This is a genomic window from Rhizobium rhizogenes NBRC 13257, assembly GCF_000696095.1.
Taxonomy (GTDB): Bacteria; Pseudomonadota; Alphaproteobacteria; order Rhizobiales; family Rhizobiaceae; genus Rhizobium; species Rhizobium rhizogenes.
Window position 1 is genome coordinate 421,646 of sequence record NZ_BAYX01000002.1, and the last position, 26,554, is coordinate 448,199.

General features: G+C 60.7%; 22 protein-coding genes. 8 read left to right on the forward strand and 14 right to left on the reverse strand.

Features of this window, described 5'->3' with window-relative positions:
- The first annotated feature begins 41 nt into the window (after positions 1–41).
- The 3 genes from proS to RRH01S_RS06060 are packed head-to-tail and all read left to right on the forward strand — an operon-like array spanning position 42 to position 3,397.
- Positions 42–1,364: a proline--tRNA ligase gene (gene proS / locus RRH01S_RS06050; protein WP_007689979.1), complete on the forward strand. Its 1,323-nt coding sequence runs from the start codon at positions 42–44 to the stop codon at positions 1,362–1,364.
- Positions 1,365–1,387: 23 nt separating this feature from the next.
- Positions 1,388–2,698 (forward strand): lipoprotein-releasing ABC transporter permease subunit, encoded by a 1,311-nt coding sequence (locus tag RRH01S_RS06055; RefSeq protein ID WP_007689982.1) that lies wholly within the window; start codon positions 1,388–1,390, stop codon positions 2,696–2,698.
- Positions 2,699–2,713: 15 nt separating this feature from the next.
- Positions 2,714–3,397: an ABC transporter ATP-binding protein gene (locus tag RRH01S_RS06060; RefSeq protein ID WP_007689984.1), complete on the forward strand. Its 684-nt coding sequence runs from the start codon at positions 2,714–2,716 to the stop codon at positions 3,395–3,397.
- Between the two features lie 7 nt (positions 3,398–3,404).
- Here the strand turns inward: RRH01S_RS06060 and RRH01S_RS06065 are convergent, their stop codons facing one another.
- Together RRH01S_RS06065 and RRH01S_RS06070 are read right to left on the reverse strand one after the other, a co-directional pair.
- Positions 3,405–3,872, reverse strand: coding sequence for a DUF5680 domain-containing protein (locus tag RRH01S_RS06065; RefSeq protein WP_007689986.1), 468 nt, complete (start codon positions 3,870–3,872; stop codon positions 3,405–3,407).
- An 84-nt stretch (positions 3,873–3,956) separates the two neighbouring features.
- On the reverse strand, positions 3,957–4,553 hold the full coding sequence (locus RRH01S_RS06070) for a hypothetical protein (protein WP_041722473.1): 597 nt from the start codon (positions 4,551–4,553) through the stop codon (positions 3,957–3,959).
- 357 nt (positions 4,554–4,910) lie between these two features.
- Between RRH01S_RS06070 and dnaE the strand changes: the two genes are divergently transcribed.
- Positions 4,911–8,408, forward strand: coding sequence for a DNA polymerase III subunit alpha (gene dnaE / locus RRH01S_RS06075; protein WP_007692082.1), 3,498 nt, complete (start codon positions 4,911–4,913; stop codon positions 8,406–8,408).
- Here dnaE and RRH01S_RS06080 read toward each other — a convergent pair.
- Positions 8,405–9,673 carry a L,D-transpeptidase family protein gene (locus RRH01S_RS06080; RefSeq protein ID WP_007692081.1) on the reverse strand — a complete coding sequence of 423 codons (1,269 nt, stop codon included), beginning with the start codon at positions 9,671–9,673 and terminating at the stop codon, positions 8,405–8,407. The two genes, dnaE and RRH01S_RS06080, sit on opposite strands and share 4 nt — an antisense overlap.
- 198 nt (positions 9,674–9,871) lie before the next feature.
- On the opposite strand from RRH01S_RS06080, the gene RRH01S_RS06085 reads away from it, so the two are divergent.
- Positions 9,872–11,623, forward strand: coding sequence for a GNAT family N-acetyltransferase (locus RRH01S_RS06085; RefSeq protein WP_007692079.1), 1,752 nt, complete (start codon positions 9,872–9,874; stop codon positions 11,621–11,623).
- On the opposite strand, the gene RRH01S_RS06090 is transcribed toward RRH01S_RS06085, so the two are convergent.
- Entirely contained in the window at positions 11,593–12,882 is a 1,290-nt protein-coding gene (locus RRH01S_RS06090) for a DNA polymerase IV (protein ID WP_034519473.1), read from the reverse strand. The genes RRH01S_RS06085 and RRH01S_RS06090 overlap by 31 nt on opposite strands.
- 81 nt (positions 12,883–12,963) lie before the next feature.
- Here RRH01S_RS06090 and RRH01S_RS06095 point away from each other — a divergent pair, with 81 nt between their 5' ends.
- Positions 12,964–13,545 carry a GNAT family N-acetyltransferase gene (locus RRH01S_RS06095; protein ID WP_034518706.1) on the forward strand — a complete coding sequence of 194 codons (582 nt, stop codon included), beginning with the start codon at positions 12,964–12,966 and terminating at the stop codon, positions 13,543–13,545.
- Between the two features lie 17 nt (positions 13,546–13,562).
- Here the strand turns inward: RRH01S_RS06095 and RRH01S_RS06100 are convergent, their stop codons facing one another.
- Together RRH01S_RS06100 and RRH01S_RS06105 are read right to left on the reverse strand one after the other, a co-directional pair.
- Positions 13,563–14,210 (reverse strand): hypothetical protein, encoded by a 648-nt coding sequence (locus RRH01S_RS06100; protein ID WP_034518703.1) that lies wholly within the window; start codon positions 14,208–14,210, stop codon positions 13,563–13,565.
- 2 nt (positions 14,211–14,212) lie between these two features.
- Positions 14,213–14,521, reverse strand: coding sequence for a DUF3572 domain-containing protein (locus RRH01S_RS06105; RefSeq protein ID WP_034518702.1), 309 nt, complete (start codon positions 14,519–14,521; stop codon positions 14,213–14,215).
- Between the two features lie 131 nt (positions 14,522–14,652).
- Here RRH01S_RS06105 and RRH01S_RS06110 point away from each other — a divergent pair, with 131 nt between their 5' ends.
- Positions 14,653–15,024 (forward strand): response regulator, encoded by a 372-nt coding sequence (locus RRH01S_RS06110; RefSeq protein ID WP_028754034.1) that lies wholly within the window; start codon positions 14,653–14,655, stop codon positions 15,022–15,024.
- Positions 15,025–15,040: 16 nt separating this feature from the next.
- Positions 15,041–16,414: a PleD family two-component system response regulator gene (locus tag RRH01S_RS06115; protein ID WP_034518700.1), complete on the forward strand. Its 1,374-nt coding sequence runs from the start codon at positions 15,041–15,043 to the stop codon at positions 16,412–16,414.
- Positions 16,415–17,238: 824 nt separating this feature from the next.
- On the opposite strand, the gene rpmG is transcribed toward RRH01S_RS06115, so the two are convergent.
- The 8 genes from rpmG to plsY form a co-directional block, all read right to left on the reverse strand.
- Entirely contained in the window at positions 17,239–17,406 is a 168-nt protein-coding gene (rpmG, locus tag RRH01S_RS06120) for a 50S ribosomal protein L33 (protein ID WP_003547442.1), read from the reverse strand.
- A 96-nt stretch (positions 17,407–17,502) separates the two neighbouring features.
- Positions 17,503–18,687: an MFS transporter gene (locus RRH01S_RS06125; RefSeq protein WP_007692056.1), complete on the reverse strand. Its 1,185-nt coding sequence runs from the start codon at positions 18,685–18,687 to the stop codon at positions 17,503–17,505.
- Positions 18,684–18,998: a hypothetical protein gene (locus RRH01S_RS06130; RefSeq protein ID WP_042470299.1), complete on the reverse strand. Its 315-nt coding sequence runs from the start codon at positions 18,996–18,998 to the stop codon at positions 18,684–18,686. Before RRH01S_RS06130 ends, RRH01S_RS06125 begins: the two co-directional genes overlap by 4 nt.
- Complete coding sequence (locus RRH01S_RS06135; RefSeq protein ID WP_007692053.1) at positions 18,995–19,450, reverse strand: DUF983 domain-containing protein; 456 nt, start codon at positions 19,448–19,450, stop codon at positions 18,995–18,997. Before RRH01S_RS06135 ends, RRH01S_RS06130 begins: the two co-directional genes overlap by 4 nt.
- A 30-nt stretch (positions 19,451–19,480) precedes the next feature.
- On the reverse strand, positions 19,481–21,859 hold the full coding sequence (gene rnr / locus RRH01S_RS06140; RefSeq protein WP_034518696.1) for a ribonuclease R: 2,379 nt from the start codon (positions 21,857–21,859) through the stop codon (positions 19,481–19,483).
- Positions 21,856–24,522: a type I DNA topoisomerase gene (gene topA / locus RRH01S_RS06145; protein ID WP_034518694.1), complete on the reverse strand. Its 2,667-nt coding sequence runs from the start codon at positions 24,520–24,522 to the stop codon at positions 21,856–21,858. The genes rnr and topA overlap by 4 nt, the downstream gene beginning before the upstream one ends.
- A gap of 240 nt (positions 24,523–24,762) precedes the next feature.
- Complete coding sequence (gene dprA, locus RRH01S_RS06150; protein ID WP_034518692.1) at positions 24,763–25,914, reverse strand: DNA-processing protein DprA; 1,152 nt, start codon at positions 25,912–25,914, stop codon at positions 24,763–24,765.
- Positions 25,914–26,531 carry a glycerol-3-phosphate 1-O-acyltransferase PlsY gene (gene plsY / locus RRH01S_RS06155; protein WP_034518690.1) on the reverse strand — a complete coding sequence of 206 codons (618 nt, stop codon included), beginning with the start codon at positions 26,529–26,531 and terminating at the stop codon, positions 25,914–25,916. Before plsY ends, dprA begins: the two co-directional genes overlap by 1 nt.
- Positions 26,532–26,554 lie beyond the last annotated feature (23 nt).

A 26,554-nucleotide genomic window follows, 5' to 3' on the forward strand; every position in this document is an offset into this window, starting at 1 on the left:
TTCCGCCGGACGCGGAACGTCAAACCATCTGGAATCAACCCATGCGCCTGTCTCGTTACTTCATGCCCATCCTGAAGGAAAATCCCAAGGAGGCGGAAATCGTTTCCCACCGGCTGATGCTGCGTGCCGGCATGATCCGTCAGCAGTCGCAAGGCATCTATTCCTGGCTGCCGTTGGGCAAGCGTGTTCTCGACAAGGTCAACAAGATTATCCGTGAGGAGCAGAACCGTTCCGGCGCCATCGAGCTGTCGATGCCGACCTTGCAGTCGGCCGAGCTCTGGCAGGAAAGCGGTCGTTACGACGCTTATGGCAAGGAGATGCTACGCATCAAGGACCGTCAGGACCGGCCCATGCTCTACGGTCCGACCAACGAGGAGATGATCACCGACATCTTCCGTTCCTCCGTCAAGTCCTACAAGGACCTGCCGCTGAACCTCTACCATATCCAGCTGAAGTTCCGCGACGAGATCCGTCCGCGCTTCGGCACGATGCGCTCGCGTGAGTTCATGATGAAGGATGCCTATTCCTTCGATCTGACGCAGGAAGGCGCCGTGATCGCCTACAACAAGATGTTCGCGGCCTATCTGCGCACCTTCGATCGTCTTGGTCTGAGGGCAATTCCGATGCGTGCCGACACCGGCCCCATCGGCGGCGAGCTCAGCCATGAGTTCATCATCCTCGCTGATACCGGCGAATCCGAAGTCTTCTGCCATAAGGATTTCGTCAATTTCGACATTCCATCGGAAGACACGAACTTTGATGACGTCGCCGGCCTGAAGGGCATCTTCGACAAATGGACGTCGCTTTATGCGGCAACCTCCGAAATGCACGACGAGGCGACCTTCAACGCTATCCCCGAAGGCGAGCGCCTGTCGGCCCGCGGCATCGAAGTCGGCCACATCTTCTATTTCGGCACGAAATATTCCGAGCCGATGGGTGCGAAAGTGCAGGGTCCGGATGGCAAGGAACACGCCGTCCACATGGGATCTTACGGTATCGGCCCGACACGCCTTGTTCCCGCCATCATCGAAGCATCGCATGACGAGAACGGAATCATCTGGCCGGCCTCGGTCGCGCCCTTTGATGTCGTCGTGATCAACATGAAGTCCGGCGACCAGGCCTGCGACGCCGCTTGCGAGACGATCTACGCGGCTCTGTCCAAGGCTGGCAAGGATGTCCTGTTCGACGATCGGGACGATCGTGCCGGAACGAAGTTCGCGACGGCCGATCTGATCGGCGTGCCCGTGCAGATCATCGTCGGGCCGCGTTCGATCGCGGGCGGCGAAGTGGAAGTCAAGGACCGCAAGACGGGCGCCCGCGAGACGATGACCGTCGAAGCGGCGATCAATAAACTGGCAGGCTGATACAGGAATAGGATGAGAAGCGAATGGCGGTAACCGCGGCAGCCGAGCAGCAGGAAAAGTCTTTCACGACTGGTCCGTCATCGCGTCCATTCTCCGGTTTCGAGCGGCTTGTCGCCTGGCGCTATCTGCGCTCCCGGCGCAAGGAAGCATCGATTTCGGTCATTGCCGGCTTCTCGCTGGTCGGCATCATGCTCGGCGTCGCGGCGCTGATCATCGTCATGGCCGTGATGAACGGTTTTCGCGCCGAGCTTTTCAAGCAGATTCTCGGCTTCAACGGCCATGTCATTGTCCAGCCAATCGATTCACCGCTGAATGACTATGCCTCGCTCGCTCAGAAATTTGCAGCCGTTCCCGGCGTCACCATGGCTTTGCCGTTGGTCGAGGGCGAGACGCTCGCCTCCGGTCGCGGCGGCTCCGGCACAGGCGCGCTTGTGCGCGGCATCCGCTCCGAGGACCTGACGAAGCTCAAGACGGTTTCGGACCATATCGTCGATGGCGACATGGTCGGCTTTGCCGCCGGCCAAGGCGTCATGGTGGGGTCGCGCCTGGCACGGCAACTCGGCCTCACGGTCGGCGACCAGATCACGCTGACCGCGCCCGACGGCGATGTCACGCCGTTCGGGGTCAATCCGCGCGTCAAGGCCTATAGTATTTCCGGCATCTTCGAAGTGGGCATGTCGGAATATGATTCCTCCGTGGTCTTCATGCCGCTCGAAGAGGCGCAGCTGTTTTTCAATGCCGAAGGGATCGTCGAGAAGATCGAGCTCTTCATCAGCAATCCCGATGATGTCGACCTCTTGAGGCCGAAGATCGAAGCGGCGGCGGGTCGTCAGATTTTTCTGACCGACTGGCGGCAGGTCAACGCCACCTTCTTCTCGGCGCTCCAGGTCGAACGCAACACCATGTTCATGATCCTGACGCTGATCGTCATCGTCGCAGCGCTCAATATCATCTCCGGCCTGATCATGCTGGTGAAGGATAAGGGAAGCGATATTGCCATCCTTCGCACCATGGGCGCGACATCGGGCGCGATCATGCGTATCTTCTTCATGACGGGCGCCGCGATCGGCGTTGTCGGCACTCTCGCCGGCGTCGCGCTTGGCGTTCTCGTCTGCCTCAACATTGAATCGATCCGCCAGTTCTTCTCCTGGATATCGGGCACGGTGATCTTCAATCCCGAGGTCTATTTCCTCAGCAAGCTGCCGGCCCAGATGAACCTGAGCGAGACCATCTCCGTGGTCGTGATGGCGCTGACGCTATCCTTCCTCGCCACGATCTTCCCGGCCTGGCGTGCCTCGCGGCTCGATCCGGTGCAGGCGCTACGGTACGAATAAGGAATTCCACATTTGATGAAACGCAACGTCGTTCTCCAGCTCTCGGGCGTGGAGCGTCATTACGGGCAGGGCGATACCCGGCTGTCGATCCTGAAGAGCGCTGATTTCGCCCTGCATAGCGGCGAGATCGTCGCCCTGGTCGCGCCGTCCGGGACAGGTAAGTCGACGCTCCTGCATGTCGCCGGCCTGCTGGAACATCCCGATGCCGGCGAGGTGACGATCAACGGCCATGCCTGTGAAGGACTGTCCGATGAAAAGCGCACGGCCGTTCGCCGCAGCGAAATCGGTTTCGTCTATCAGTTTCATCATTTGCTGCCGGAGTTTTCAGCGCTTGAAAATATCATGATGCCGCAGCTGATTTCCGGCCTCTCGCGGAAGGAGGCAAGCGTCCGCGCTGCCCAGCTTCTCGATTACATGCGTATCGGCCACCGTGCCGATCACCGCCCGGCAGAACTGTCCGGCGGCGAGCAGCAGCGCGTCGCCATCGCCCGCGCCGTTGCCAATGCGCCGCTGGTGCTGCTGGCCGACGAGCCGACCGGCAACCTCGACCCTGAAACCGCGCATTATGTCTTCGACGCGCTCGAAGCGCTGGTGCGGCAGTCGGGTCTTGCAGCGCTGATCGCCACGCACAATCACGACCTTGCGGCCCGCATGGATCGTCGCGTTACCATCAACGACGGCAAGGTCGTCGAGTTCTGATCGTCCGTCAGGGGACGATCAGCCCGCCGCGATAGTCCAGCTCGTAAGCCTTGCGCTCATTCACCAGGATGACTTCGTGGCCGATGAAGTGATCGCAGCCGCCGGTGCTGCGGTCGACATAGCGGCCGAGCGGATGGTCGAATTCGAAGCCGCCGAGAAAGCGCTTCTCATCGAGATAGAGCCGCAGCAGCGACGCCTTGATGATCATCCCCGCCGTCGTGCCGTCGATCAGATCGGGCTCGACGATGCGTCCGAAATAATTCATCGCCCAGACCGGCTTATCATCGAGCCAGACAATTTCCTGTCCGGCGAAATCCGTCCCGCCGAAATAGCTGTCGAGGTAGCGCCAGCGGCCGCTGGCATAACCGATATCATGTGAACCGCTGCGGCAGGACGGCAGTCTTTCGCCATCGCCGACATAGGTTTCGGCCTTCGCGGTGACAATGAAATGATTCAGCTCGGCAGGATCCGGCACGGTTCTCTCCATTCATGGTGAGCGATCAACATGTCACGTGCACCACGATTTGTAAAGAACATATAGTGAACAAATAGGGTGTTGTTACTGGCTGACGCCGCAGCCTTTTTGGCCGAGATCGTCCTCCCAGTCCTCGATCTTGACGGTCTTGCCTTCGGTCTTGAGGTCTTTGCCGCCCTTCGTCGCCTTGCCGGTCAGGACATTGTAATCGCAGCTATAGCCGCCATCGGGGTTCAGCGTGTCGCGGTACACATAGGTGTATCCGGCAACGACGAAGGCGTTGTTGCGGAAGGCGAGCGTGAGCGTCTGCTCCCAGCGGTCGCGTCCGATGGCATCATTCTGCGAGGTGACGGCGAGCGAGCCGTTCGGGAGCGCCTTGATGGAGGGTTCCTGGCCAAAGATGCCGTCGGGCTCCGTACTGCCCCACACCTTGTTCGGTGCGGCCGCCGCAAGCCTCAGCAGGGAGTGTTCGCCGTCGCGCAGGTAGATGTAGATACCGATGGAACTGTCCGCCTGATCATCAGGCGCCGGCGCCACCAGCAAAGCGAGATCCGGTTTGCCGTCCTTGTTCCAGTCGCCGATTGCGGCATCGACGATACGCCCGGGCGCGACGGCGGTTTCGGCGGCGGCCGCCGTGGCGGCAGAAATCGAAATGAGGGCTGCGACAGCAAGCGGTTTCATGGTGGTCTCCCCGTTCATTCTCTCTTAGCTGCGGCTGGTTCTTCCGTCCATTGGCATGCAGGCAAACATCGATGATGAAATTTATTGATGGTCCTATTGACTCTCGAACAAAAATAGAACAAATAAGAAACATAACGAGTAAGGAGCGCGTAAATGACCGATATCATTCGAGACGTTGCAGCATTCACCTCCATCGTGATGTTCGTCGCCAGCTTTTCCCTGATCATGATGGCGATGTGAATCTTATCCCCACGGGTGTTGCGATGCGCCCGTGAATCATGAGGACAGCTTCTGGACTTTATCGTCCGCTATGCCGACAATGCAGCCGATTCATTTGGGCATGCGGAAGGGCATAAAATGGCGGGTATGACGAGCAGCGGCGCGACGAGCGCACCGGTCGGTGACACGCCGGAATTCGTGCATCTTCGTGTCCACTCCGCCTATTCGCTGCTCGAGGGCGCGTTGCCCCTGAAGAAGATCCTTGCCAAGGCGGCCGGCGACAATCAGCCGGCCATTGCCGTCACCGACACCAACAATCTTTTCGTCGCGCTGGAGTTTTCCCAGAAGGCGATGGACGAGGGCCTGCAACCGATCATCGGCTGTCAGGTGTCCATCGATATGGAGGATGGTGTCGAGGGCGAGAAGCGCGGTCCGCAGCAGGCTTTGGCCAAGCTGCCGTCTATTGTATTGTTTGCCGCCACCGAGCGGGGCTATGAGCGGCTGGTCGATCTTGTCAGCCGCGCCTATCTTGGCGGCGAGGGCAATCAGGCCGTTCATATCACCGCCTCCTGGCTGGAAGAGATCGGCACGGAAGGGATGATCGCGCTGACGGGGTCGCTCGGCGGTCCGGTCGACATGGCGCTGAAGGAGGGGCACGCGCCTCAGGCACTGTCGCGGCTTCTGGCGCTGAAGCGCCTGTTCGGCGACCGGCTTTATATCGAGCTGCAACGTCATGGCACCTATGACCGCCGCCACGAACAAAAGATGATCGCGCTCGCCTATGAGCACGAGTTGCCGCTGGTCGCCACCAACGAAGCCTTCTTCCCGACCCGCGACGATTACGATGCCCATGACGCGCTGATGGCGGTCGCCCATAACGCCATCGTTTCGGACGATACCCGTTTCCGCCTGACGCCGGATCATTATCTGAAGAGCCGCGCCGATATGGCGAAGCTGTTCGCCAACCTGCCGGAAGCGCTGGAAAACACTGTCGAGATCGCGCGGCGCTGCTCTTTCGTGCTCAAGACCCGCAAGCCGATCCTGCCGCGCTTCACCGGCGCCGCCGACGATGAGGAAGAGGCCGATCGCGCCGAATCCGCGGAGTTGCGCGCCCAGGCGATCGAGGGTCTCGACCAGCGGCTCGCGTCGCTCGGCATGGCGCCGGGTTATGTGGAAAAGGACTATCGCGAGCGGCTGGAGTTCGAGCTCAGCGTCATCGAACGCATGAAGTTCCCCGGCTACTTCCTGATCGTTGCGGACTTCATCAAATGGGCGAAGCGCCACGATATTCCGGTTGGACCGGGCCGTGGTTCGGGCGCGGGATCGCTGGTCGCCTATGCGCTGACCATTACCGATGTCGATCCGCTGCGTTTCTCGCTACTGTTCGAGCGCTTCCTCAATCCCGAACGCGTGTCGATGCCGGACTTTGACATCGACTTCTGCCAGGATCGCCGCGAAGAGGTGATCCGCTATGTTCAGGCCAAGTATGGCCGCGAGCAGGTGGCGCAGATCATCACCTTCGGTTCGTTGCAGGCGCGTGCCGCCCTTCGCGACGTCGGCCGCGTGCTGGAAATGCCCTATGGCCAGGTCGACAAGATCTGCAAGCTGGTGCCGAACAACCCCGCCAATCCGACACCGCTGCACCAGGCGATCAAGGAAGAGCCGCGCCTGCAGGAAGAGGCCGACAAGGAACCGGTCGTCGCCCGCCTGCTCGACATCGCTCAGAAGATCGAGGGTCTCTATCGTCATGCCTCGACGCACGCCGCCGGCATCGTGATCGGCGACCGGCCGCTGTCGAAGCTGGTGCCGATGTATCGCGATCCGCGCTCCGACATGCCGGTCACCCAATTCAACATGAAATGGGTTGAGCAGGCTGGCCTGGTAAAATTCGACTTTCTTGGCCTGAAGACGCTGACGGTCCTGAAGACGGCGGTCGATTTCGTCGCCAAGCGCGGCATCAGCATCGATCTCGCCAGCATCCCGCTCGACGACAAGAAGACTTACGACATGCTTTCGCGCGGCGAGACGGTCGGCGTGTTCCAGGTGGAAAGTGCGGGCATGCGCAAGGCGCTGATCGGCATGCGCCCGGACTGCATCGAGGATATCATCGCGCTCGTGGCGCTCTATCGCCCGGGCCCGATGGAAAACATCCCGGTCTACAATGCCCGCAAGCATGGCGAGGAAGAGATCGAATCGATCCATCCGACCATCGACTATCTGCTGAAGGAAACCCAGGGCGTCATCGTCTACCAGGAGCAGGTGATGCAGGTTGCCCAGGTTCTGTCGGGCTATTCGCTCGGTGAAGCGGATCTTCTGCGCCGCGCCATGGGTAAGAAGATCAAGGCGGAGATGGACCAGCAGCGCGAGCGCTTCGTTGATGGCGCCGTCAAGAATGGTGTGTCGAAGGGCCAGTCGGATGTCATTTTCGATCTGCTCGCCAAGTTCGCCAATTACGGCTTCAACAAGTCGCACGCCGCCGCCTATGCCATCGTCTCCTATCAGACGGCCTATATGAAGGCGCATTATCCCGTAGAGTTCCTTGCAGCGTCGATGACGCTCGATATGGCGAACACCGAAAAGGTCAACGACTTCCGCCAGGACGCCAAGCGCCTCGGCATCGAAGTGATCGCGCCGTCGATCCAGACCTCGTTCCGCCGTTTCGAGACGGGCGAGAACCGCATTTATTACGCTCTGGCCGCCCTCAAGGGTGTCGGCGAATCCGCCGTCGACCATATTGTCGAGGTCCGCGGCGACCAGCCTTTCGCGGGTATCGAGGATTTCTGCCTGCGCATCGATCCGAAGCAGATCAACCGCCGTGTACTGGAAAGTCTGATCGCCGCCGGCGCCTTCGATTGCTTCGAGATTGACCGCGCGCAGCTGATCGGCGGGATCGACCGGATCATGGGCTACGCGCAGGTCGCGCAGGAAAACAAGCGCAGCGGTCAGCACGATATGTTCGGAAGTGCCGCTTCCGGGCCTGAGAAGATTTCCTTCCCGCCGTTCACGCCCTGGCTCGCCTCGGAGCGGCTGCTGCGTGAATTCCAGGTTCTCGGCTTCTATCTGACGGCCCATCCGCTCGACACCTACAAGAGCGTGCTGGACAAGATGCGCGTGCAAAACTTTGCCGACTTCTCGGCGGCGGTGAAGCAGGGGGCCAGCAACGGCCGTCTGGCGGGTACGGTCATTTCGAAGCAGGAGCGCAAGACGCGCACCGGCAACAAGATGGGCATTTTCGTCTTCTCCGACGCTTCGGGGCAGTTCGAAGCCGTGCTGTTCTCTGAAGTGCTCAATCAGTATCGCGATGTGCTCGAAGTGGGCAAATCCTTCGTCGTCACGGCCCAGGCCGACGAGCGGCCGGAAGGCATCAGCCTGCGGCTGCAGACGGCACAGTCATTGGAAGAGAAGTCGCTGCAGATGCAAAAGGCGCTGCGCGTCTATGTCCGCGATTCCGGCCCGCTGAAGGCAGTAGCCGCCCATCTCAACGCCAAGGGCGATGGCCTCGTCTCCTTCATCGTCATCAAGGAGGAGGGCAAGCGCGAGGTCGAGGTGGTGCTGGCTGAGAAATACCGTATCACGCCGGAGATCGCCGCGGCCCTGCGCACAGCGCCCGGCGTGATCGATGTGGAGCTGGTCTAGCCCTTCTTGCCCAAAGCGCCTTTATTGGTGATGGTGATGAAATCGGTGCCGTTGCCGGTTTCAGGGCCGACGCCGGTGTCGGAAATCGTCAGGGACGATCCTGCCGTCAGCAGATCGCCGATCCTGCGCCTGATGTCGTCGGGGATGGTAATGCGGTTCAGCGCGCGGTCGGCGGCGTCGAATGATTGCGCCTGCTCTTCGCTGGTGATGCCGAGCCGCTTCTTGGTATCCTTGGAAAGATCGTCTTCCAGCGTCACGCCGAACCAGTCCGTCTTGCCGTTTATCCTGTCGACCGTATTTGCGGTGAAGAAATGTGTGCCGAGCGCTTCCTGCGGCTCGGCGATGATTGCCGGTGCTTCGAACAGCGGCTTGAAGTTCTGGCGAACCATGATAGCGCCGTTCGGCGGCTCGCCCTTGCCGGCAGCGGCATAGACGGCCTTCATCAGCGCGGGGCTGACAAGGCTGCCCGATGTCGTGATGCCGTGGGCTTTCTTGAAGTCGCCGATCGCCTGCACGGTCGCCGGTCCAAGCAGTCCGTCCGGGGTGCCGGTCGCAAAACCCAAGGCGTTCAACAGGCCCTGCAGATCACGAACGTTTTCGCGTAGCCCCCGGCGGGTCATCAGGATGCTGAGTGGTGCCTGGTCGACCGGCGGTGCTGTCCGCACAGCTGGTGGCACAGGCAAGGCGGCGGCATCGTTGGTGGCGACCTGCACCGGCTGCGCCTGCGGTATGAAGACGGCTGTCGTCGGACGTAATTCGAGATCGGAGAACAGCACGGAGGCGGGCGCTGCCTCGGGCTGGAACAGCATGGCATGCTGGAAAGGCTGCGGCACCAGCGGATGGTCGGCTATGACGACGTGCACGCCGCGCTCGGTCATCTGATAGAGCATCTTGGCAAAGGCCTTCGGCATACGCACGCAGCCATGCGAGGCAGGATAGTTCGGCACCGAACTCGATTCGTGCAGCGCGATGCCGGACCAGGTCAGGCGCTGCATGAAGGGCATCGGCGCGTTCGAATAGAGATTGGATTCGTGATAGACCTCCTTCTCCAGAATGGAGAAGATGCCGCTCGGTGTCGTGTGGCCGCGCTTGCCGGTCGAAACCTTCGATGTCGCCACCACCTTGTCGCCGTCATAGACGGCCAGCGACTGCCGGTCCTTCGACACGACGATCTGCAAGGTGCGGACATCGTCCGCCGCAAGGGCAGGGTGAACGAGGGCTGTGGCCGACAACAGGCCAAGTCCGAAAAGAAAACGCGGCTTCATACACACATACCAAACGCAATACTCGTATTGATGTAGACTAGACTTCGAAGTTTAAGGAAGACTTGAAGACAAGCCTTCAGTTCGAAATGCTTTTTCGGCGATTCACCAGGAAAAGACCGCTCAATGAGCGCAATTGCGGTAGGAAGTATTTTATGTAATTCTTAAGTTACGGATTGTGGGGCCGTGTGGGGGTTCGACATGCAAGTGGACGTGATCGAAACGCTGGAAGATCTGCAAGCGCTGAAAGGCAACTGGGATCGGATCTACGAGATCGACCCGGAAGCGCACTGCTTTTTGTCCTCGACATGGATAATGAGCTGGTTTGCCTCGCGCACCTTGCCCTGGTTCGTACTGGCGGCGAGGGAGGAGGCTGACGGCGCCTATGTGGCTTTCCTCCCGATCCAGATCGGTACGGGCCTCGATCGGGGCAAGGGCTTTTACAATATCGTCGTCATGGGCGGCTCCTACTTCGCACCCTATACCGGCATTCTCAGCGATCCCGCCTATGCCGACGCATCGGCCCTGGCCTTTGCCGAGCATATCCGCAGCTTTCATTGGCGCAGCCTGCATCTGGACGGCATCGATCGATCATCTGTGCGGATCGGACTATTCCTTGACCATTTCCCGCCCAAGGATTTTACCGGCGATAGGGTCAGGCACCCCGCGCGGATCCAGAATGCCACAGACCGGGTCGATCCGGAGATCCATCTCCATGTGACGCTGCCGGCGGATTTCGAATCCTTCCTCAGCGAAAAACTGCGTCCGCGCGTGCGGCGCAATGTCCGCCTTGGCCTGCGCAAGCTGGATGGCTCGACGACGCTGCGGGTGACGCATGGCGACAGTGGAGCCGGTGAGAAGGACTTGGCGACGCTGCTGGGCCTCTGGGAGAAGCAATGGGGACAGCGCGATCCGGGCCATGCGAGCTACATTCTCGACAATGCGCGGTCGGTTCTGCCGGATTGCATCCGCGATGGCGATCTCTTTTTGCCGATCCTGTGGCAGGACGAGACGCCGATCGCGGCTGCTGCCATCCTTCTCGACCGACCCAGGAAGAGCTTGATCTGTTTCCTGAGCGCACGCGACGCGGCAATCCGGGATATGTCCCCAGGCTTGATGCTACATGCCTATACGATCCGCTGGGCGATCGAGAACGGCTTTCGCATCTACGATCTCGGTGCCGGCAATTATGCCCATAAGTATATTTTTGGTTCCGTCAGTCGGCGCCTGGAGCACTATAGGATCGACACAAGGACGGGGTGGAACCTCGGCGAGCGGCTGGATCCGCATAGTCTGCCGCTTGTGCTTGCCCGTGTGAAAGGCCTTCATGCTGACGGCGATCAGAGCGATGTCGAGATCGGCTGCCGGCAGATCCTTGCCGTCGAGCCTGCGCATCGCGAGGCATTGGCGCTCTATCGCGATATCGCAGCGTCGCGGACTCTCTGGCAGACACTCTGGTCCGATGATGCCCCGGCTGGTGAGCAGGGATCTACCGATCGCGTCCAGGCGGAAAGGCAATGCCGCGCCGCGATCGCTGAAAATCCCGGAGATTTCGATGCCGCGCGCCGGCTGAGCATACTCCTGCTGCTGCGCGGCGAGGCCGGGGAGGCGGAGGCCGAGATCGCGCGGGCGCTGGAGCTTCGCCCCGATTCCGCTGCCGCCCATTGCACCTACGGCAATATCCTTGCCGCGACCCGGAATTTCGAGCCGGCCGTCATCCGTTATGATCGCGCGATCGCCCTGGAGCCGGACCATGCGGTTGCCCACAACAACAAGGGCAACGCCTTGCGCCATCTGGGACGTCCTGACGAGGCGCTGGCGAGCTATGACGACGCGATTGCGGTCAGGCCGGACTACGAACAGGCGCTTGCCAATCGCGCAGCACTTTTCGATGAGGAGCCGGACATGCTGCCGCCCCTCTCTCACGTCCCGCGCTTGCCGCCGAATGTGTAGCCGGTTTCCACCGTCTTGTTGCCGAATTTTTCCCTGAGCTTGTCCATTGCCGCCTCGGCTGCCGCGCGGCGGCTCGCCTGTTCGTCGATCAGATCCGGCGGATCGGCGCGGGCGGCATCGCAGAGATCGGTGACGCCGATGCCGATCAGGCGGAATTTCGTGCCATCGGTCTCATGTTCGAGGAGCCGCAGGCCGGTACGAAAAATGCGGTCGGCAAGCTGGGTCGGGTCTTCCAGGCGGCGGTTGCGGGTCCGGCTTTTGAAATCCGCCGATTTCAGCTTCAACACGACGGTGTGCCCGGCAATGTCGCCGCGTTTCAGGCGTCGCGATACTTTTTCCGAGAGATCGCGCAGGATCGGCACAAGATCTTCATGGCGTGAGATATCCTCAAAGAAGGTCGTCTCTGCCGATACACTTTTGGCCGCTTCGTTCGGATGCACCGTGCGGTCATCGACGCCGCGCGACAGGCGGTAAAGTCGCTGGCCGATGACGCCATAGCGGCGCATCAGGTCGCCTTCGTCCATGGTCTGCAACTGGCCGATGGTGCGGATGCCGTCGCGCTCCAGGGTCGCGGCAAAGGCCTTGCCGACGCCCCAGATGGTCGTCACCGAACGCGGCTCCAGAAACGACAATGCCTCCTCGCGGCCGATCACGGAAAAGCCGCGCGGCTTCTGCAAGTCGGAGGCGACCTTGGCGAGAAACTTGCAATAGGAAAGACCGACCGAGATGGTGATGCCGATCTCGCTCTCGATACGCTTGACGAATTTGGCGAGGATCCGCGCCGGCGGATCATGATGCAGGCGCTGCGTGCCCTCAAGCTCGAGAAAGGCCTCGTCGATCGAAAGCGGCTGCACCAGCGGCGTCAGTTCCTGCATCAGCGTGCGTACCTCGCGGCCGACGCGGACATATTTCTCCATGTTCGGGCGAATGACGACCGCCTGCGGACAGGCCTCCAGCGCCTTGAACATCGGCATGGCCGATCGGACACCATGGATGCGGGCGATATAGCAGGCAGTGGATACGACACCGCGCTTGCCGCCGCCGATGATGACTGGCTTGTCGACCAACTCCGGATTGTCACGCTTCTCGATTGAGGCATAGAAGGCGTCACAATCGATATGCGCCAGCGTCAGGTCGTAGAGTTCGCGGTGATAGACGAGGCGCGGACTGCCGCAGGCACGACAGCGCGCACGCTCGCTCAATTGCTCGCTCAAGCAATCGCGGCAAAAACCGGAAATTTTGTCGGGCGCGCTGGTCATGAAACGAGAACAAAAATTGAACATCGCTACCTTATGTTCTAAGCTCGCGAGTCTCAAGGCGGAAAAACGCCAAAGGAGGGGATGTTGGAGGAATTGAAAGTGCTGCCCCTGACGTCGGATCGCTGGGGTGATTTCGAGACGCTCTTCGGCCCGAGCGGCGCCTGCTATGGTTGCTGGTGCACCCATTTCCGCATTCCGACATCTGAGCGGAAGACGATGGATGGTGATGGCAAGAAGGCGTTCATGCAGGCAAGGGTCGCTGCCGGTCCGTCGCCCGGCATTCTCGGCTATATCGGCGAACGCCCGGTCGCCTGGGCACAGGTCGGCCCGCGCTCGGAACTGCCGAAATGGAATTCCCCGAAAACCGTGTCACGGCCGCTCGATCCCGCCGATGCCGAAGACGACTCGGTCTGGGCCGTGAGCTGCTTCTTCATGAATTCACGCGATCGCGGCAAGGGATATAGCCACCGCATGCTGTCGGAGGCGGTGAATTTCGCCAAGGCATCCGGCGCGCGCATTCTTGAAGGCTGTCCCATCGAACGGACGAAACAGTCGAAATCCGTCGGCCTCTATGTCGGATCGCTGCGGATATTCGAGGCGGCCGGATTTTCCGAGGTGGCAAAACGAAAGGATGGGCGACCCTTGATGCGCCTTGTTCTCTGATGGCGCCGCAGCGGGGCTCAGCGGGCGATGTGGGCGTGGATCAATGGCGCGGCCTCAGCCCAGTCGTTCGTCTGGGGAATATCGGCGGCCACGGTCGGGGCCATGCGATGCACGATCGAATCCGGCCTCAGATTGATCAGCAGGCAGCTTTCGACATGATCGCGAACCGAATGCAGATTGTGCGCCATATCGTCGACGAAGGCGACGGGAAGAGGGCGGCCGCCATGCAGGGTTTGCAGGATCGGCCCCTTCGGCTGCAGCGAGGCTATGAGCGGATAGACAAGGCCGAGCCTGTCGAGAAGGCGGCGGCGCTGGGCCGAGAATTGCGGCGGCATGGCGGTGAGAAAAACGACATCGGCGTTCTTGGAAAAGTCACCGAGGGCATCGACGACGCGGTCCAGAGGCGTCTGCCACTGTTCCTGCGCTTCGAAAAAGGCCTCGATCAGGCGATGGACGTCCTTTTCCTCCAAAGCGGTGCCGTTGGCCTTCGAAATGATATTGCCAGTCAGCCGGAAGGAACGCGGCAGGAATTCATGGCCCTCGGCATCAAGAAAGACCAGGAAAGGCGCGAAGAAATGCAGCACGACATCATCGACGTCGCAGACGACCAGCGGCCGGTCTCCCAGGCGCACATGCGACATATCAAGTTCGAGCGGGGCGTCCATGGTCAATATTCCCCCGAGGAGAGGCCAGGTGGCGAGAAATGCGCAGCGGCCGCCATAACGGTTTCCGGTGCCATCCCGCTTGCCTCGCAGAAGGCAAGCAAGGTCGGCTCATGGTTCATCAGGAAATCCAGCATGCCCGCGAGAAAGGCCGGTTCGTTGATGGCGTTGCGCACCTGTGCCGGCTCGACGCCGGTCAGTGCCAGGAAACGACCGAACATATCCGGCTCGTTGGCGAGCCAGCCAAGTACCGCGATCGCAGTCTCTTGCGGGTCGGCGGCGGCCTTCTTCGAGTTCTTGAAGTTACTTTGCATTTTGAGAGGTAAGTTACCTATTTTTCAACCAAATGCCGCTAAAGTCCGATTCAAATATTTTTGGAATCGATTTGTCGCGACCTTATATTTTCAGCAAGTGGATGCAATACCGAATGCAGGGACAGCTCTCCATGCCTAAGCAAGTGATGATTGTAGAAGACAACGAGCTGAATATGAAGCTCTTTCGCGATCTGATCGAGGCGTCAGGCTACACGACGATCCAGACGCGGAACGGTATGGAAGCCCTTGATCTGGCTCGCAAACATCGCCCGGACCTGATCCTCATGGATATCCAGCTTCCCGAAGTTTCGGGACTGGAAGTGACGAAATGGCTGAAGGAGGATGACGATCTGCATGTCATCCCAGTGATCGCGGTCACCGCCTTTGCGATGAAGGGGGACGAAGAGCGCATTCGTCAGGGCGGCTGCGAAGCCTATGTCTCGAAGCCGATCTCCGTTCCGAAATTCATCGAGACCATCAAGACTTACCTGGGCGACGCGTGAGCGTGGGGAACGACTGATGACGGCGCGCATCCTGGTAGTTGACGATATCCCGGCCAATGTGAAGCTTCTAGAAGCGCGGTTGCTGGCCGAGTATTTCGAGGTGCTGACCGCCGAGGACGGCTTGAAGGCGCTGGCCATCTGCGACAGCACGCAGGTCGATCTGGTCCTGCTCGATATCATGATGCCCGGCATGGACGGTTTCGACGTCTGCGAACGGCTGAAATCCGATCCGCGCACCTCGCATATCCCCGTTGTCATGGTCACGGCGCTGGATCAGCCCGCCGATCGCGTGCGCGGCCTGAAAGCCGGTGCCGACGATTTCCTGACCAAACCGGTGAACGACCTGCAGCTCATCTCACGCGTCAAGAGCCTGTTGCGGCTGAAGACGCTGAGCGACGAGCTGCGCATGCGCAATGAGACGGCCCGCAATCTCGGCATCGAGGATCTGCTGCGCCTGGGGGATGGCCGTATTGACGAAACCGGCCATGTCCTCCTGGTCGACGGCCGCGCCAATTCGCAGGAGCGCATCGTCCGCGCCCTGAAACCGATCGCCCAGGTGACGGCGACGTCCGATCCGCAGGCGGCCCTGTTCGAGGCCGCGGAGAAGCCGTTCGAGCTCGTCATCGTCAATTCCAATTTCGAAGACTATGATCCGCTGCGGCTCTGCTCGCAGCTTCGTTCGCTGGAGCGCACGCGCTTCCTGCCGGTGCTGCTGGTGACGGAGCAGGGGGCCGACGAGATGATCGTCCGGGCGCTCGATCTCGGCGTCAACGATTACATTGTCCGGCCGCTGGATCCGAACGAGTTGGTTGCCCGCAGCCTGACGCAGATCCGCCGCAAGCGCTACAACGACCGTCTGCGCGCCAGCGTGCAACATACGATCGAGCTTGCCGTCACCGACGCGCTTACCGGGCTGAACAACAGGCGCTATCTCGACAATCACTTGAAGATCCTCTTCAACCGCTCGCTGGCGCGTGGCCGGCCGCTTTCAATCCTGATCACCGATATCGACCGCTTCAAGCTGGTGAACGATACCTATGGTCATGATGCTGGCGACGAGGTGCTCAAGGAATTTGCCGCTCGTATCCGCTCCACCGTTCGTGGCGCCGATCTGGCCTGTCGCTATGGCGGCGAGGAATTTGTCGTGGTGATGCCGGATACGCCTCCGGAGGTTGCTGCCGCCGTTGCCGAGCGTCTGCGCGCCGCGGTGGAAACCGCGCCCGTCACGCTGCGGGAAGCGGGAGCCGCGCTTAATATCACCGCCTCTTTCGGCATTTCGTCCCGCCTGGAATCCATAGAGACGCCCGAGCAGTTGATGAAGCAGGCCGATCTCGCCCTTTACGAAGCTAAGAAGGCAGGCCGCAATCGCGTTGTTGCTGCGGCAGCCTGATCCGAACGGATCCAGTGCTCAATTCCTTGGCCTCTTTCAATATCCAAGGGCTTTTCTGAGTTTTGAGCAGCGATCTAAAATTTATAACCATGGGTCCACAGCTATATGCGAACGGATCAGTACTGCAGAATAAACGCTATAATTGTCGTATAATTTGACGGAAATACCCGCCTGCCGGCAATGATCAAATGTACAATAGTGTATTGCGCGCGATATTCTTGATGGCTCGGAGTTTGAGTTGATAGAGAACCATGAGTATGCCACTCATAATATGGCTGTCATTATAGTATGAAATCGTCTTTAAATATCTCTCGCTTGAATTTGCTATGCATACGCTAATTATCTCTTCGTTTTTTGCGATGTACTCGCTTGGGGATTGTTATCTTTTCAAGGGATAAAACTGGGCGAAACCGGGAATTTTAACCATTCGGCCAGACGAGAATTTTTTATCATTAAGAATTTGTTGATTTTCTTTCGATTTCGGGCAAATTTAGTCCCGTACAGAGATAGCCCGCAAGGGTTTGAGAATACCCCATGATGCTCAGGTCCGCCGCATCTCCTGGGTCGTGGGGTCGGTCGGCTGGCAGGCAATTTCAAGCGGTTCCTCGTGCCGTTTTGCAGGCTAGCCGGCCCCCGATTTAAAACGCCGCTCTTCCTATGGAAGGCGGCGTTTTTCTTTGCTCATAAATATCAGTGGGATGCGTTTTAGATTTTGCTGATCAGCGGCGTCTTCGCGAAGTTTTGCACAGGGAAGAAGGGCTGAAAAAGAAAAAGGCGCTAACCTTGCGGTTGCGCCTTTTGCTGTAACCAGAAGTTTAGGAAACTTACTTGATCTTCGTTTCCTTGAATTCGACGTGCTTCTTAGCAACCGGGTCGTACTTCGTCTTCGTCATCTTGTCAGTCATCGTACGGCTGTTCTTCGTCGTGACGTAGAAGAAACCGGTGTCGGCCGTCGACAGCAGCTTGATCTTGATAGTGGTAGCCTTGGCCATGGTCGTCCTGCCTTTAAGAAAAATGAAAGCCGTGGACGGCCAGTGCGGAGGTCCACGGCAAATTCTGGCGCGAAAATACAAATCGCGCCCGAAAAGTCAACCTCTGTTGCCCATGAAAAGCAGCCGTATCCCCGAAAGCAGGACATAAAGGCCAAAGAAAAAGGCGATCGCCCAGGCAAAACCGCTGGGGCTGGCAATATCCATGGCTGTGCCGACGGTCGGCGGGCCGAGGACCATGCCGATCGCGTAACAGAAAACGAAGGCGGCGTTGGCGGCGACCAGATCAGAGCCCGTCAGGCGCGTTCCCAGGTGGCTGAGGCCCACCGTATACATGCCGGAGACGCAGCCGCCCCAGAACAGCAGGATGACCGCCAGAAGCATCCAGTTCGAGGCCAGCGAGGGCAGCAGAAGCGCGCCAACGAACCCGATCGTTGCCATGATCGACAGCAATGGCCGCTTGTCGCGCATACGGTCGGCAAGCAGCCCAAGCGGGATCTGGAAGATGAAGTTGCCGACGCCCATGACGGTCAGCAGCAGGGCTGCCTGTGATTCGTTGAAACCGAGGCGCGTCGCATAGCTGGTGAACAACGATCCGCCGCCGACCGTCACTGCGCCGAACACGAAGACGGCGGCCGTGGCTGTCGGCACCAGGAAGATGTAGCGAACGAAGTGCAGTTCCGGCTTTTCGTCAACGATCGGGCTCTCGTTGCGGGCGATGAAGATCGGGATGGCTGCGGCGAGAATGATGCAGGCGCCGATGGCAAACGGCATCAGTCCCTCGCTGCCGACCAGCGAGAACAGCAGGGGACCGGCGGCAAAGCCGAGCGAGAAGACCGTGGAGTAGATGCCGAGCACGAAGCCGCGCTTGGAGGGTGGGGAGGCCGCGTTGATCCAGAATTCCGACAGGATGAACAGGGTCGTCGTCGAGCCGTGAAAGATCAGGCGCAGCGGAAACCAGAGGACCAGGCTCTCGGCGTAATAGAAGCCGAGCGAGCTCAATGCGGAGAGCACGACGGCCCAGATCATCGTCTGCACCACACCGAAGCGGTGGGCGAGCTTGGTGGTGATCAGGGCCGCTATCATCGCAGCGACCCCCATCATCGCCGTGTTCAGCCCGATCAGGCTTGAGGGAATACCGCGTTTTTCCAGGATGATGCTGAGAAGCGGAAGGCCGAGGCCGATGGCGATGCCGACAGCGGAAACGGACGAAATAGCGGCGACGAGCGAAGGCCAATGAATTTCTTCGACATGGCCGGCCTTGCCGTTCGTCGGTTCAGTCATGAATTGATCCTTAGAGCATTTGGCGAACAAATCATTCGCGACGCGGGGGGATAGAAAGGCACGGCACGGCCAAATCCAGGTGACGGTTCGGCTTTCATGGGATCGGTCGTACCCTCCAGAATGATCCTTTCGACGCCCGGCATGTTCAGACAAGAAACGCCGCCGATGTCAAGCCGTGGGAGATCCGGCAATTCGCGCGAATCACCAATATGGGATGATTCGATACCGATCATGGCTGAAGGGCGTAGCGGCACATGCCGACCCTGGCCGGCCGACAAGGCTGGCAATATCCGATCGAATACGATGTTCAAGAGCGGCCGTTCCCCTGATCCCACTCATCCGGGCTGTCGTCATGGCCGCCGAAGCCATGCATCCTGAGCGCCCATTGCAGACCGATGACGCCACCCTTGATCGGTTGGATGATCGCCAGCGCGGTGATCACCGTGATCGGTGCCCAGATGGCGAGATGGACCCAGACGGGCAGATGAAAAACCATGTCCGTCATCATAAAGCCGCCGACCACGACATGCCCGAGCACAAGGATCACCAGATAGGGCGGCAGATCGTCGGCGCGCTGGTGGAATATCTCCTCGCCGCAGGCCGCGCACTGGTCGACCGGTTTCAGGAAGGCACGGAAGAGCTTGCCCGTGCCGCAGCGTGGACAGCGGTTCAGTAAACCGCGCATGATGGAGCGTCCCAGCGGTCGTTCAGCCTCGTCGGGACCGCCGTAGCGGATTGTGGAATCGGACGGGCTGCTCGTCATGAACGTTTCCTTCCTGCCGGCAGCCGCCGTCTATCGGCGGCCGCGCGGTGGTCTCGTTCCCGGTGCCTTGCGCGCCGGGCTCTTGTTGCGGCGGGTCGCCTTGTGGAAGGAGCGCACCGCTGTCGGCATGGCGCGGCCGTCGCTCAGCATTTCGAAGCGCAGGGCGCCGGCAAGCGGGATCGCTTCCGCCAGCCGCACCGTCACGCTATCGCCAAGGCGAAAGCCGAGCCCCGTCTTTTCACCCGTCAGCGCCTGATGTGCCTCGTCATAGATGAAATAGTCGGAGCCGAGTGTGGATATAGGGATGAAACCATCGGCGCCATAGTCGGGCAGGGTGACAAAAAGTCCCGACTTGGTCACACCGCCGACGCGGGCCTCGAATTCCTCGCCGACGCGCCCGGCAAGATGATGGGCGATCAGCCGATCGACCGTCTCGCGCTCGGCGGCCATGGCGCGGCGCTCGAAGGTGGAGATCTCGGCGGCGATATCGTCGAGCGCTGCTTCCTCGTCCGGAGTGATGCCGCCTTCGCCCAAGCCCAGCGAGCCGACGAGGGCACGATGCACGATCAGATCTGCATAGCGGCGGATCGGCGAAGTAAAATGCGCGTATTTCATCAGGTTCAGGCCGAAATGGCCGATATTGTCGGGGCTGTAGATCGCCTGGCTCTGCGAGCGCAACACCATCTCGTTGACCATGGTCTGGTGCGGCGTGCCCTCGGCCTTGGCCAGAATGCCGTTGAAACTGTTGGCGCGGACATTGCCGCCCTTGGCAAGCGAGATGTCGAGCGTTGCGAGGAATTCGCGCAGCACTTCCTGCTTGGCAAGCGACGGGCCGTCATGGATGCGATAGATCAGCGCCTGCTTCTTCTTCTCCAGCGTCTCAGCGGCGGCCACGTTCGCCTGGATCATCATTTCTTCGATGAGCTTATGAGCATCGAGGCGCGGCGGCACGATGACGCGATCGACCGTGCCGTCCGGCTTCAGCTGGATCTTGCGTTCGGGCATGTCGAGTTCGAGCGGCTGACGCCTGTCGCGGCCACGCTGCATGATCCTGTAGGCGTGCCAGAGCGGCTTCAGGATGGGCTCCAGCATCGGTCCGGTCTTGTCGTCCGGCTGGCCGTCGATCGCTGCCTGCGCCTGCTGATAGGACAGCTTGGCGGCACTCCTCATCATGATGCGATGGAAGGTGTGGCCAGCTTTGCGGCCTTCCTTGGAAAAGATCATCCGCACGGCAAGGGCAGGGCGGTCGACACCTTCCTTGAGGGAGCAGAGATCGTTGGAGATGCGCTCGGGCAGCATCGGCACGACGCGGTCCGGGAAATAGACCGAATTGCCGCGCTTCAGGGCCTCGCGGTCGAGCGGAGAATTGGGGCGCACATACCAGGAGACATCGGCGATGGCGACGGTGACGATCACGCCGTCGGGATTATCGGGCGAGGGATCCATTTCGGCATAGACGGCGTCGTCATGGTCCTTGGCGTCGGCCGGATCGATGGTGATCAGCGGCAGGCTGCGCCAGTCCTCGCGATGCGACATGGTGGCGGGCTTGGCCGCATCCGCCTCGGCGATGACGGCCGGCGGGAAGACATGCGGAATGCCATGTGCATAGATCGCGATCATCGAGATCGCCTTTTCCGAGGCGACGGAGCCGACGATCGAGAGAACCTTGGCGCGGGGCAGGCCGAAACGGCCAAGGCGCGCCACTTCGACTTCGACCAAATCGCCATCCTTGGCGTCGCCGGTATAGTCCGGATCGATCACCATTTCCTCGCCGCGTCGCTGGATCGGCATCAGCCGCCCACCGCCGCCCGGCGTTTCGCGGAAGACGCCCATGGACGCGCCCTGGCGCTTGTCGATGACCTTGATGATACGCGCAGTATAGGCAGGGCCGCCGCGATCGACGGCCGAAAAGATCTTGGCGAGGATGCGGTCGCCCATGCCGGCGACGGGCGCCTTGCCCTTGCCGTTGCGGCCGGCGGGCGAAGAGGACTGCTTGATCATCACGGCCGGGGCCACGCCGTTTTCTTCCGGCCATTCGGTCGGTCGGCCGATCAGGCTGCCGTCCTTGTCACGCGTGGTGATGTCGAGCACGGCGATCGGCGGCAGTGCGCCGGGGCGGATGAGCGACTTGCGGTTCTTCTGCACCATACCGTCCTGTTCAAGCTCGCGCAGGAGGCTCTTGAGTTCGATGCGGGCCTCGCCCTTCAGCCCGAAGGCCTTGGCGAGTTCACGCTTGGACGCCTGCTGCGGATGATCGGCGATAAAGCGCAGGAGAACTTCGCGCGGCGGCAGGACGCCGTGAATGATCGCTGCCATCGGCTCCGCATCGCCGCTGTTCTTTGTCACGCGGCCAACCTTGCCGGAGCGGTGCTCCGGCGATGAATTCCTGCCGCGTGGTTCTCTGCTCACTCTGCACTCTTCTTCGTTGTCTTCGCCTTGGTGGCCGCTTTGGCCTTCGACTTGGCGGTGGTCTTCGTCGTCTTGCTGGCGGCCGCTGCCGTCTTGGTTTTCGCCTTCGCGGGCGCTCTGACAGGCTTCCCGCCGCCGGACTTGCCGGCCTTGGCAACGATCAGCGCCAGGGCTTCCTCGACCGTGATGGCCTGCGGATCAGAGCCCTTCGGCAGCGTGGCGTTGACCTTGCCCCAGTTGACATAGGGTCCGTATTTGCCGTCGCGAACGGTGATCGAGCCGCCGCCGTCGGGATGCGCGCCAAGATCCTTCAAGGCCGCGGGCGTGCCGCGTCCGCCGCCTGCCTTGCTCTGCTTTTCAGCAAGCACGGTCACGGCGCGGTTGAGGCCGACGGTGAAGACGTCTTCCACGGTCTCGAGATTGGCGTAGCTGCCGTCGTGCAGCAGGAAAGGCCCGTAACGGCCGATGCCGGACGAGATCATCTTGCCGCTTTCGGGATGCTTGCCGATATCGCGGGGAAGCGAGATCAGCGCCATGGCCTTTTCATAGTCGATATCTTCCGGCTTCCAGCCCTTCGGCAGCGAGGCGCGCTTGGCTTCTTTGCCGTCGCCGCGCTGGATATAGGGTCCGAAACGGCCCGAACGCAGCGTCAGCTCCTCGTTGGTCACCGGATCGGTGCCGAGCGCCTTCGGCTCGTTGAGCCCCGAGGCCTCCGCTTCCGTGCCGCCTTCCGAGGAAAGCTGGCGCGTATAATTGCATTCCGGATAGTTCGAGCAGCCGACGAAGGCGCCGTATTTGCCGAGCTTCAGCGACAGGTTGCCCGTGCCGCAGACCTGGCAGATACGCGGATCGCTGCCATCCTCGCGCTTCGGGAAGACCAGCGGCGCCAGCGCCTCGTTCAGCGCGTCGAGCACATTGGTGACGCGCAACTCCTTGGTGTCCTCGATCTGGGCGAAGAAGTCGCGCCAGAAGTCGCGCAACACGTCCTTCCAGTTCAACTCGCCGGCCGAGATGCGGTCGAGTTTTTCTTCGAGATCGGCGGTGAAGTCATACTCGACGTATTTGGTGAAGAAGCTTTCGAGGAAGGCGGTCACCAGCCGGCCCTTGGCCTGCGGCAGCAGCTTGCGCTTGTCGATCGTCACATAATCGCGGTCGCGCAGCGTCGCCAGCGTCGCCGCATAGGTCGACGGGCGGCCGATGCCGAGTTCTTCCATCTTCTTGATCAGCGACGCTTCCGAATAGCGCGGCGGCGGTTCGGTGAAATGCTGCGTCGAGTTGATCTTCTGCTTGGCGAGGTTTTCGCGCGCATTGATCTCCGGCAGACGACCATCCTCGTCGTCGGCATCGTCGCTCTGCTCGCCGTCTTCCTTCTGGTCGGTATAGGCGGCAATGAAGCCGTCGAAGCGGATCACGGAGCCGACGGCGCGCAGTCCGGCCTTCTGGCCGCCATTGTCGGCGAGGATCTCGACGGTGGTGCGTTCGATCTCGGCCGAGGCCATCTGGCTGGCGATGCCACGCTTCCAGACGAGATCGTAAAGCCGCAGCTGGTCGGCATCCAGGTACTTGCGGACGCGATCCGGCGTACGATCAAAATCGGTCGGACGGATTGCTTCGTGCGCTTCCTGGGCGTTCTTCGCCTTGGTCGAGTACAAGCGTGCCTTTTCCGGCAGGTAGCGGTTGCCGAATTGATCGGCGATGGCGGTGCGTGCCGCGTCGATCGCTTCCGGCGCCATCTGCACGCCGTCCGTACGCATATAGGTAATGAGACCGACGGTTTCGCCGCCGATGTCGACGCCTTCATACAGCTTCTGCGCCACCTGCATGGTGCGCGAAGCCGAGAAGCCGAGCTTCGAGGAAGCGGCCTGCTGCAGGGTGGAGGTGGTGAAGGGAGGGCTCGGATTGCGCTTGACCGGCTTTGCCTCGACGGTGTCGACGACATAGGAGGCACCTTCCAGAAGCGCCTTCAGATTGCCGGCCTCTTCGCCGTTGCCGATAGCGCGCGGCTGCAGCCGCTTGCCGTTGGCAGCCACCAGCCGGGCCTCGAATTCGTCACCACGCGGTGTCTTCAAGATCGCCGAGAGATTCCAGTATTCTTCCGAGATGAAGCGTTCGATCTCGGATTCACGGTCGCAGACGAGGCGAAGCGCCACCGACTGGACGCGGCCAGCCGAGCGGGCGCCGGGCAGCTTGCGCCAGAGCACGGGCGACAGGTTGAAGCCGACGAGATAGTCGAGCGCGCGGCGGGCGAGATAGGCGTCGACCAGCGGCACGTCGATGTCGCGCGGATCGGCCATCGCATCGAGCACAGCCTTCTTGGTGATGGCGTTGAAGACAACGCGCTTGACGGGCTTGCCGTTGATGACGCGCTTCTTGTTGAGAAGATCGAGAACATGCCAGGAAATCGCTTCGCCTTCGCGATCCGGGTCGGTCGCGAGAAACAGGCCGTCGGAGGATTTCACCGCGTCGGCGATGTCCTTCATGCGTTTTTGCGAGGCGGGGTCGACTTCCCACAGCATTTCGAAGTCTTGATCGGGCAGGACCGAGCCGTCCTTGGCGGGCAGGTCTCGCACATGGCCAAAGGAAGCAAGAACCGTATATCCGGGTCCCAGATATTTGTTGATTGTCTTGGCCTTGGCAGGCGATTCCACCACTACAACGTTCATCATAATTCTCTGAATAAGAGGTCGCGCCGGAAAAAGGCGCGGGAGAGACCGGGTATTTTCGCTCCCCGGCCTTTCGACATGGACAGGGAATTCGTCGCGGTCAAGAGGCGATGTCGATTTTTGCCGTCGGCTCGATGCCACGATCCGTGCCGGATGGCATCTGTGTTACATCCCGAAAGAATGTCTGTGGTCGCTTCCGGAAGCGGTGTAGCCATCATATCGGGATGATCGAGCATGCTTTCAATCCAGCATTGATATAGACACCAGCCCGCCAGGATGCCGATGCAGCCGGCCGGCCATGTCCAGTTCGAGCAACACGGAATGAACCGATGACACCGACAGGCCGGTATGCCGGATAATATCGTCGATTTCCACGGGCGTCGGCCCGAGCGCGTCGACGATCTGGTCGCGGTCGGTATCGTCGGGTGGAGGCGACAGCGCTTTGTCGTTCTTTTCAACCGGGGCCTCGGCAAGCTGTGGGCGGAAGAGGTCGGGTTCGGCCAGCGGCCGCAGCGCGTCGACGATATCCTCCGGGCGGGTGACGATGATCGCGCCGTCCTTCAGCAAGCCGTTGGTGCCTTCGCAGCGCGGATCGAGCGGGGAGCCCGGGACGGCAAAGACCAGCCGGCCGAATTCGCCGGCAAGGCGCGCGGTGATCAGCGAGCCGGAGCGCGTCGCCGCCTCGACCACGACGAGGCCGAGGGAAATGCCTGCGATCAGCCGGTTGCGGCGCGGGAAATCGCGGGCGCGCGGTTCCCAGCCGAATGGCATTTCACTGACGACAAGGCCGTTGCCGTCCCATATCTCATTCAGCAGGCCGACATTTTCGGGCGGGTAGGGCTGGTCGAGCCCACCGGCCATGGCGGCGATGGTGCCGGTCTGAAGGCTAGCGCGATGCGCCGCCGTATCGATGCCGCGAGCAAGGCCGGAGATGACGGCATAGCCCGCCTCGCCACAGGCGCGGGCGATCATGGCCGCAAATTTGGCGCCGCTGATCGGGGCGTTACGCGAGCCGACGATGCCGATGGCTGGCCGAACCGCCGTCGATAGATTGCCTTTGACAGTCAGAAGCGGCGGCGCACCGTCGATCTCTTTCAGGGCCTGCGGATAGCCCGGTTCGCCGATGCCGACGAAGCGGGCGCCGAAACGGTGCACCGCCTCCAGCTCACGCAGCGCATCCTGCTCGCTGGCGATGCGGATTACTCGCGTCGCGCCACCGCATTGCGAAAGGTCCGGCAAAGCGGCGAGCGCGGCTTCGGCGGAGCCATAATGCTGGATGAGATCGCGAAAGGTCGAGGGGCCGACATTGTCGGAGCGGATGAGCCTGAGCCAGGCGATCTTTTGTTTTTCCGTCAGCGCAATTCCGGTTCGTCCTGCGCTGCCTGCGACCATTACCCCTTCGCTCCGATCTTGGTTTCCGTGCCGGCAGTCAGCCTGACGATATTGGCCCGGTGCTTGTACCAGGAAATGACGGTCATCAGCGCCATGACGGCGGCGATCTTGTCGGCGCCCAGTATCCACAATGCAACCGGAATGACAAGGGTTGCAACCAGTGCGGAAAGAGAGGAGTAGCGGGTGGTGAAGGCGATGACCAGCCAAATGATGGCGAAGATCAAAGCCATGAATGGAGCAAGACCAAGGAGAATACCCAGGTAGGTCGCAACGCCCTTGCCGCCCTTGAAGCCAATCCAAACCGGGAAAATATGACCGATGAAGGCGGCAAAACCGGCAAGTATGGCCGCGTCTTCACCGAAAAAATGCCAGACGATCAGCACGGCCGCCGTGCCCTTGAAGGCATCGAGGAGCAGCGTTGCCGCCGCCAGACCCTTGTTGCCGGTACGCAGCACATTCGTTGCGCCGATATTGCCCGAGCCGATATTGCGGACATCGCCCAGACCGGCCATGCGCGTCAGAATCAAACCGAAAGGAATGGAGCCGAGCAGGTAGCCGATGACGGCTGCTGCGAGTGCGGTCTGCGGGGAGAGCTGCCATGTCCAGAATTGCGCCATCACGTCTTATTCTCCATAAGCCC

Coding starts and splice junctions, on each gene's coding strand:
- RRH01S_RS06060 (WP_007689984.1), top strand. CDS start 2,714: ATGAAACGCAACGTCGTTCTCCAGCTCTCGGGCGTGGAGCGTCATTAC.
- proS (WP_007689979.1), top strand. CDS start 42: ATGCGCCTGTCTCGTTACTTCATGCCCATCCTGAAGGAAAATCCCAAG.
- RRH01S_RS06105 (WP_034518702.1), bottom strand. CDS start 14,521: ATGCAAAGTAACTTCAAGAACTCGAAGAAGGCCGCCGCCGACCCGCAA.
- RRH01S_RS06100 (WP_034518703.1), bottom strand. CDS start 14,210: ATGGACGCCCCGCTCGAACTTGATATGTCGCATGTGCGCCTGGGAGAC.
- rpmG (WP_003547442.1), bottom strand. CDS start 17,406: ATGGCCAAGGCTACCACTATCAAGATCAAGCTGCTGTCGACGGCCGAC.
- RRH01S_RS06095 (WP_034518706.1), top strand. CDS start 12,964: ATGTTGGAGGAATTGAAAGTGCTGCCCCTGACGTCGGATCGCTGGGGT.
- RRH01S_RS06090 (WP_034519473.1), bottom strand. CDS start 12,882: ATGACCAGCGCGCCCGACAAAATTTCCGGTTTTTGCCGCGATTGCTTG.
- dprA (WP_034518692.1), bottom strand. CDS start 25,914: ATGGTCGCAGGCAGCGCAGGACGAACCGGAATTGCGCTGACGGAAAAA.
- topA (WP_034518694.1), bottom strand. CDS start 24,522: ATGAACGTTGTAGTGGTGGAATCGCCTGCCAAGGCCAAGACAATCAAC.
- plsY (WP_034518690.1), bottom strand. CDS start 26,531: ATGGCGCAATTCTGGACATGGCAGCTCTCCCCGCAGACCGCACTCGCA.
- RRH01S_RS06070 (WP_041722473.1), bottom strand. CDS start 4,553: ATGAAACCGCTTGCTGTCGCAGCCCTCATTTCGATTTCTGCCGCCACG.
- RRH01S_RS06080 (WP_007692081.1), bottom strand. CDS start 9,673: ATGAAGCCGCGTTTTCTTTTCGGACTTGGCCTGTTGTCGGCCACAGCC.
- dnaE (WP_007692082.1), top strand. CDS start 4,911: ATGGCGGGTATGACGAGCAGCGGCGCGACGAGCGCACCGGTCGGTGAC.
- RRH01S_RS06110 (WP_028754034.1), top strand. CDS start 14,653: ATGCCTAAGCAAGTGATGATTGTAGAAGACAACGAGCTGAATATGAAG.
- RRH01S_RS06055 (WP_007689982.1), top strand. CDS start 1,388: ATGGCGGTAACCGCGGCAGCCGAGCAGCAGGAAAAGTCTTTCACGACT.
- RRH01S_RS06115 (WP_034518700.1), top strand. CDS start 15,041: ATGACGGCGCGCATCCTGGTAGTTGACGATATCCCGGCCAATGTGAAG.
- RRH01S_RS06135 (WP_007692053.1), bottom strand. CDS start 19,450: ATGACGAGCAGCCCGTCCGATTCCACAATCCGCTACGGCGGTCCCGAC.
- RRH01S_RS06125 (WP_007692056.1), bottom strand. CDS start 18,687: ATGACTGAACCGACGAACGGCAAGGCCGGCCATGTCGAAGAAATTCAT.
- RRH01S_RS06085 (WP_007692079.1), top strand. CDS start 9,872: ATGCAAGTGGACGTGATCGAAACGCTGGAAGATCTGCAAGCGCTGAAA.